This is a genomic window from Pseudarthrobacter sp. 05T312 (genome assembly GCF_056396685.1).
This window is the reverse complement of the sequence record NZ_JBFTLY010000021.1, coordinates 95,157-101,769: the sequence shown is the minus strand read 5'-3', so window position 1 is coordinate 101,769 and position 6,613 is coordinate 95,157. Positions and strand designations below refer to the sequence as shown.

Sequence of the window (6,613 nt, the reverse complement as noted above, 5' to 3'; positions counted from 1 at the left end):
CGGAGCCAACAACTCCCCGGCCAATGCCTCCACATCCAAATACCCGCGTTGCGCGTCCTCGCGTCCCTGCATAAGACCAGTCTTAACCACCAGACCCACCAGTCCAGTCGACGCGCCCACATCCGCCGATTAGTTCAGCAGTCTCCTAGGGCCTGCCGTCCCCGGGCAGCCCCCGTTCCTGCGGCAGGTCCGCCTCCCAGGCCCGGTACACCCCGGGGCGGCGTTCCCGCAGGTACGGCACCACTTCCCGCGCGGCGCGGACCGCCTCCGTCCCCACCTCGGCAAACAACAACGCCTGGCCCTCCCCCGCCTCGGCGAGAAGCGCACCGTCAGGTCCCGCCACCACGCTTCCACCGCCGAAGATGTAGGCGTCCTCGCTTCCGCAGTGATTCGCATAGGCCACGTGGAGCTGGCTTTCCAGCGCCCGGGCACGGACGAGCACCTGAGGTACCGCCTCGAAACCCGCGGACAACGCGGTGGGGACCAGGAGCAGCTCGGCGCCCCGGGCAGCAGCCGCCCGCGCGGACTCGGGGAACTCGATGTCATAGCAAATCAGCAGGGAGGTGCGGATGCCATGGAAATCAGCCACGGCCGGAGGTTCCGAGGCCGCGACGAATGCCCTGCGTTCCTCATCGCCGAAAAGGTGCACCTTGGCGTAGGTGAGGATTTCCCTCCCTCCGGCATCCACCAGGGTGGCCGATATGTGCCACCCAGTGCCACCGGCGGACTCCGTTTCCGCCCCTGCCGGGGCCGGCAGGCTGTACACGAGCGCGATCCCGTTGTGGCGGGCGATCCCTGCCAGCCGGTCACGGATCGCCGGAATCGCCGCCGGATCCAGTTCGCCGCGCAGCCGCAACGGAGCGTAGCCCACGGGAAAGAGCTCCGGCGTGAGCAGGAGGTGGGCGCCGGCCTGCGCAGCCTCGCGGGCGGCCTGGTCAACGGTCTGAAGGTTGGCTTCGATGTCCAGGACCACGGCGTTGGCCTGCAGGAGGGACAGCAGCATCGTTACCACCTTCGTTGTGCGTGTCCACGCGGAGGTGGAGAAGCAGGGTTGTTTCCTTCCAGCCTAGCCAGCCGCCGGCGGTGGTTGGCAGGTCGTTTGGACCCGCAGGAGCGGAGGCCGGGACGGAATGCACGAGCCCTTCCCCACTCTCTCCCACCGCTCCTGGGGGCACCCTTGCGTTAACTTCTTGACTACAAGCGGAGCAGTAGGGCAATCTTCTTAGCATGTCCGCAACTACGCGCTCAACGAGGAGCAAACCCAAGAATCCCGGATCGCAGTCTGCCCTGCGACAGCTGAACCAGCAGCGGATTATCGAGACCCTGATGGGCGGCCCGTCCACCCAGGCGGAGCTGGCGCGGCAGACGGGGCTGTCCACCGCGACGGTCTCCAATATCGTCAAAATCATGCTGGATACGGGCCTGGCATCCACCGAGCCGATTACCAGTTCCGGCCGGCGGGCGTTGAACGTGCGGCTGAACAGCAACGGCGCCGTGGCTGTGGGGATCGACTTCGGCCGGCGGCACCTGCGGGTGGTCCTGGCCTCGCTCAGCTACCACGTGATAGCCGAAGAATCGGTCATGCTCCCGCTGGGCCACCAGGCTGATGACGGGATCCAGGCAGCGGTGTCACTGCTGGAGAAACTGCTGCGCGAAAGCGGCGTTGAACGCACTTCCGTGGTGGGGGCCGGCGTCGGCATTCCAGGCCCCATAGACCGCCGGACGGGGACGGTGGCGCAGGGGGCAATCCTCCCGGAATGGGTGGGCATCAACATCCTGCAGCATCTTGAGGAAACCTTGAGAATCCCCGTGTTTGTTGACAATGACGCCAACCTCGGCGCCTGGTCCGAGGTGACCTGGGGGCAGCACTCCGGGGTCAGCAACTTGATGTTCATGAAAATCGGATCGGGCATCGGCGCCGGGCTGATCCTCAACGGCGCCCCCTACTACGGCAACGTGGGAATCACCGGCGAAATAGGCCACGCCACCATCCACGAGCAGGGGCTGGTGTGCCGCTGCGGCAACCGCGGCTGCCTGGAAACCATCGCCTCCACCACCACCATGATCGAGCTCCTCAGCCGCGGTGAGGACCGGCCCATGACACCGGCGGACATTGTCCGCAAGGCACTGAACAGGGACTCGGCAACCCTGCGCGTGGTGGATGATGCCGGGCTTGCAGTGGGACGCGCCCTGGGCAATGTGGCCAACCTGATCAACCCGGAGGTCATCGTGGTGGGTGGCCCGCTGGCCGGGCTGGGAGACATCCTGCTGGACCCCATCCGCCGCGGCCTGATCCGGCATGCGGTGCCGGTCATCGGAGAGACCACCACCCTCACCATGTCCTCGCTCGGCGACCGCGCGGAGGCCCTTGGCGCTGCCGCCCTGGTGTTCCAGCATGCCGGAATACGCAAGCCCTAGACCATTTCGTTATCCAGCATTTGCGTTAAAGACTTGACGACAACAGCTGTGATCCAGTTTACTTTTGGTTCAGACGGCCCTGCGCTTTGCCGGCCGGACAAAGAAGTCATTGCATTGGAGGGTTAGGGCTCATGACGTCCCAGACCACGCAAACGGATCCGATCATCCTCGAGATGCGGTCCATCACCAAAGAATTCCCCGGCGTTAAAGCCTTGTCGAACGTGAGCCTCCGGGTGAAGGCAGGCGAGATCCACGCCATCTGCGGCGAAAACGGGGCCGGCAAGTCCACCCTCATGAAGGTCCTGTCCGGCGTATACCCGTACGGCAGCTACGACGGCGACATCGTCTACCAGGGGCAGGTCCAGCAGTTCCGGGATATCCGGGCCAGCGAGCACGCGGGCATCGTGATCATCCACCAGGAACTGGCGCTGATCCCCGAACTGTCCATCATGGAGAACATCTTCCTGGGCAACGAGCCCACCAAGCGGGGCATCATCGACTGGGCCGAGGCCCGCCTCCGCTCCCTGGACCTCCTGGCCCGCGTCGGCCTGCGCGACGATCCCGACACCCCCATCAAGGAAATCGGCGTCGGCAAACAGCAGCTGGTGGAAATCGCCAAGGCGCTGAACAAGTCCGTGAAGATCCTCATCCTGGACGAGCCCACCGCGGCCCTGAACGAATCGGATTCCCAGCACCTGCTGGACCTGATGCTGGGCCTGAAGGCCAAGGGCATCACGTCGATCATCATCTCCCACAAGCTCAACGAGATTGAGCAGATCGCCGATTCCATCACCATCATCCGCGACGGCAAATCCATCGAGACGCTGGACGTCAAGAAGGACGGCGTGGACGAGGACCGCATCATCAAGGGCATGGTGGGCCGCACCCTCGAGTCCCGGTTCCCCGACCATACCCCCAAGATCGGCGACGTGTTCTTCGAGGTCAAGAACTGGACCGTGGGCCACCCCACCGTGCAGGACCGGCTGATCTGCAAGAACTCCAGCTTCTACGTCCGCCGCGGGGAAATCGTCGGGTTCGCCGGGCTGATGGGCGCCGGCCGCACCGAACTGGCCCGCTCGGTCTTCGGCCGCTCCTACGGCCGCTTCATCGACGGCCACATCTACAAGGACGGCAAGGAGGTGGTCCTCAAGAACGTCCGCCAGGCCATCGACGCCGGGCTTGGCTACGTCACCGAGGACCGGAAGACCCTGGGCCTGAACCTTCTTGACGACATCAAGACCACCACCGTGGCAGCAGCCCTGAAGAAGATCAGCCACAACTCGGTGGTTGACCCCAACCAGGAGTTCACCGTGGCTGAGCAGTACCGCAAGTCACTGCGCACCAAGACGCCGTCCGTGGAGGAAGGCGTGGCCAAGCTGTCCGGCGGCAACCAGCAGAAGGTGGTCCTGGCCAAGTGGATGTTCACCGACCCGGACCTGCTGATCCTGGATGAGCCCACCCGCGGCATCGATGTCGGTGCCAAGTACGAGATCTACGGGATCATCCAGCAGTTGGCGAACCAGGGCAAGGGAGTCATCGTCATTTCCTCCGAACTGCCCGAGCTGCTGGGCCTGTCCGACCGCATCTACACCATCTTCGAAGGCGCCGTCACCGGTGTCCTGAACAAAGACGAGGCCAGCCAGGAAAGCCTGATGAAGCTGATGACCTCCGCCACCCGAAAAGCCGCCTGACCCTCTGGCCCCTCCAGAACCTTCCGGACACAAGGACTGACACCATGAACGCCCTCAAAAAGCTGTTTGGCGGCAACACCCGCCAATTCGGCATGATCTTCGCCCTCGTGGCCCTGATCATCTTCTTCCAGATCGCCACTGAAGGCCGGACGCTGACGCCCGGCAACGTCATCAACCTCTTCAACGGCAACTCCTACATCCTGATCCTGGCCATCGGCATGGTGCTGGTGATCATCGCAGGCCACATCGACCTCTCGGTCGGCTCCGTCGCCGCGTTCGTCGGCGTCACCGTCGCCCTCGCCATCCGCGACTGGGGTATCCCGTGGTGGGCCGGCGTCCTGCTGGGCCTGGTGCTGGGCGCGATCATCGGTGCCTGGCAAGGCTGGTGGACTGCGTATGTGGGCATCCCCGCCTTCATCGTGACCCTGGCCGGCATGCTCCTCTTCCGCGGCTTCAACCAGTTCGTGGGCAAGTCCAACACCATTCCCGTACCCAACGACTTCCAGTACATCGGCTCCGGCTACCTGCCCGAGGTTGGCCCGGACACCGGCTACAACAACCTCACGCTCCTGATGGGTGTCGCCGTCGCGGTCTTCGTTGTGGTGGGCGAACTGCGCTCCCGGGCCCGGGCCAAGGCGCTCGGCGCCGAGGTCCCCGAGATGTGGGTCACCGTGCTGAAGCTGGTGCTCATCTGCGCCGCCATCCTCTACGCCACATACCTCTTCGCCACCGGCCGTCCCGGGACCTCGTTCCCCATCCCCGGCCTGATCCTGGCCGTGCTGGTCCTGATCTACGGCTTCATCTCCTCCCGCACCATCCTGGGCCGCCACGTCTACGCCGTCGGTGGCAACCGGCACGCAGCCGAACTCTCCGGCGTCCAGTCCAAGAAGGTCAACTTCCTGGTCATGATGAACATGTCCATCCTGGCCGGCCTGGCCGGCATGATCTTCGTGGGCCGCTCCACCGCATCAGGACCCTTCGACGGCGTGGGCTGGGAGCTGGATGCCATCGCCGCCGTCTTCATTGGCGGCGCGGCAGTGACCGGCGGTGTGGGTACCGTGGTCGGCTCCATCATTGGTGGCCTGGTCATGGCAGTACTCAACAACGGCCTGCAGCTCCTCGGCGTCGGCGCCGACCTCACCCAGATCATCAAGGGCCTGGTGCTCCTGATCGCCGTCGCCTTCGATGTCTACAACAAGTCCCAGGGCAAACGCTCCATCATCGGCATGCTGACCCGCAACATGAACCGGCCCTCCGGTGGCCCCAGCAGCCCCGTCCAGCCCGACGAAACCACCTCCACCAAGGAAGCGATCGCCAGGGAAGCCTGAGTTTGCAGCCTGAATACCGTTCCATCACACAAAGAAAGAGAACCAACAATGCGAATGTTTGGTAAAGCAGGAAAGGCCGCAGCGGTAGCTGCCATCGCAGCACTGGCGCTGACGGGCTGCGGCCGCTCGGAGCCGTCCGGCGGGTCCAGCAGCGGTGCCGCGGGATTCGACCAGAACTCCTCCATCGGCGTCGCCCTCCCCCAGAAGACCAGTGAAAACTGGGTCCTGGCCGAGAAGCTGTTCAATGACGGCCTCAACGGTGCCGGGTTCAAGGCTGACGTCCAGTTCGCCAACGGCGGCGTGTCGGAGCAGCAGAACCAGATCAGCGCCATGGTCACCAAGGGCGCCAAGGTCATCATCGTGGGCGCCATCGACGGCTCCCAGCTGGGCACCCAGCTCAAGCAGGCCAAGGACGCCGGCGCCACGGTCATCGCCTACGACCGCCTCCTGCTGAACACGGACAACGTGGACTACTACGTGGCCTATGACAACTTCAAGGTCGGCGTGCTCCAGGGCCAGGCCCTGCTGGACGGCATGAAGGCGAAGAAGCCCACGGGTCCGTACAACATCGAACTGTTCGCCGGCTCCCCCGACGACGCCAACGCCAAGGTGTTCTTCAACGGTGCCATGAGCGTCCTGAAGCCCAAGATCGACGACGGCACCCTGAAGGTCGTCTCCGGGCAGAACAGCTTCGAGCAGGCCGTGACCCAGGGCTGGAAGGCTGAAAACGCCCAGCGCCGCATGGACACCCTGCTCAGCGGCAGCTACACCAGCGCCAACGTGGACGGCGTCCTCTCCCCGAACGACACCCTGGCCCGCGCGATCCTGACCTCGGTCAAGGCTGCCGGCAAGCCGATCCCGGTTGTCACCGGCCAGGACTCCGAGGTTGAGTCGGTCAAGTCGATCATTGCAGGCGAGCAGTACTCCACCATCAACAAGGACACCCGCAAGCTGGTTGAGCACGCCATCACCATGGTCAAGGACCTGCAGGCCGGCAAGAAGCCTGAGGTCAACGACGACAAGTCCTACAACAACGGCAACAAAGTGGTTCCCGCCTACCTGCTGGAGCCGGTCATCGTGACCTCCGCCAACGTCAAGACCGCTTACACGGACGATCCCGTACTCGGCCCGATCACCAAGTAATACCGATAGGCAGAGCCGGCTCCCGCCGGCGCG

5 protein-coding genes are annotated in these 6,613 nt (G+C 64.4%); 4 read left to right on the top strand and 1 reads right to left on the bottom strand.

The window, feature by feature from the left end; translation table 11 throughout:
• Nucleotides 1-145: 145 nt before the first annotated feature.
• Nucleotides 146-1,003: a nitrilase-related carbon-nitrogen hydrolase gene (locus AC1DIP_RS19585; RefSeq protein WP_476209919.1), complete on the bottom strand. Its 858-nt coding sequence runs from the start codon at nucleotides 1,001-1,003 to the stop codon at nucleotides 146-148.
• Between the two features lie 224 nt (nucleotides 1,004-1,227).
• Here AC1DIP_RS19585 and AC1DIP_RS19580 point away from each other — a divergent pair, with 224 nt between their 5' ends.
• The 4 genes from AC1DIP_RS19580 (at nucleotide 1,228) to AC1DIP_RS19565 (ending at nucleotide 6,580) form a co-directional block, all read left to right on the top strand.
• Nucleotides 1,228-2,418 carry an ROK family protein gene (locus tag AC1DIP_RS19580; RefSeq protein ID WP_476209917.1) on the top strand — a complete coding sequence of 397 codons (1,191 nt, stop codon included), beginning with the start codon at nucleotides 1,228-1,230 and terminating at the stop codon, nucleotides 2,416-2,418.
• A 131-nt stretch (nucleotides 2,419-2,549) separates the two neighbouring features.
• Nucleotides 2,550-4,109: a multiple monosaccharide ABC transporter ATP-binding protein gene (gene mmsA / locus AC1DIP_RS19575; RefSeq protein ID WP_476209916.1), complete on the top strand. Its 1,560-nt coding sequence runs from the start codon at nucleotides 2,550-2,552 to the stop codon at nucleotides 4,107-4,109.
• A 44-nt stretch (nucleotides 4,110-4,153) separates the two neighbouring features.
• The gene (gene mmsB / locus AC1DIP_RS19570; protein WP_476209914.1) at nucleotides 4,154-5,437 is read left to right on the top strand and encodes a multiple monosaccharide ABC transporter permease; all 1,284 of its coding nucleotides are present in this window, start codon (nucleotides 4,154-4,156) and stop codon (nucleotides 5,435-5,437) included.
• A 48-nt stretch (nucleotides 5,438-5,485) separates the two neighbouring features.
• Nucleotides 5,486-6,580, top strand: coding sequence for a substrate-binding domain-containing protein (locus AC1DIP_RS19565; protein WP_476209913.1), 1,095 nt, complete (start codon nucleotides 5,486-5,488; stop codon nucleotides 6,578-6,580).
• Nucleotides 6,581-6,613: the final 33 nt, after the last annotated feature.

Coding starts and splice junctions, on each gene's coding strand:
- AC1DIP_RS19585 (WP_476209919.1), bottom strand. CDS start 1,003: ATGCTGCTGTCCCTCCTGCAGGCCAACGCCGTGGTCCTGGACATCGAA.
- AC1DIP_RS19580 (WP_476209917.1), top strand. CDS start 1,228: ATGTCCGCAACTACGCGCTCAACGAGGAGCAAACCCAAGAATCCCGGA.
- mmsA (WP_476209916.1), top strand. CDS start 2,550: ATGACGTCCCAGACCACGCAAACGGATCCGATCATCCTCGAGATGCGG.
- AC1DIP_RS19565 (WP_476209913.1), top strand. CDS start 5,486: ATGCGAATGTTTGGTAAAGCAGGAAAGGCCGCAGCGGTAGCTGCCATC.
- mmsB (WP_476209914.1), top strand. CDS start 4,154: ATGAACGCCCTCAAAAAGCTGTTTGGCGGCAACACCCGCCAATTCGGC.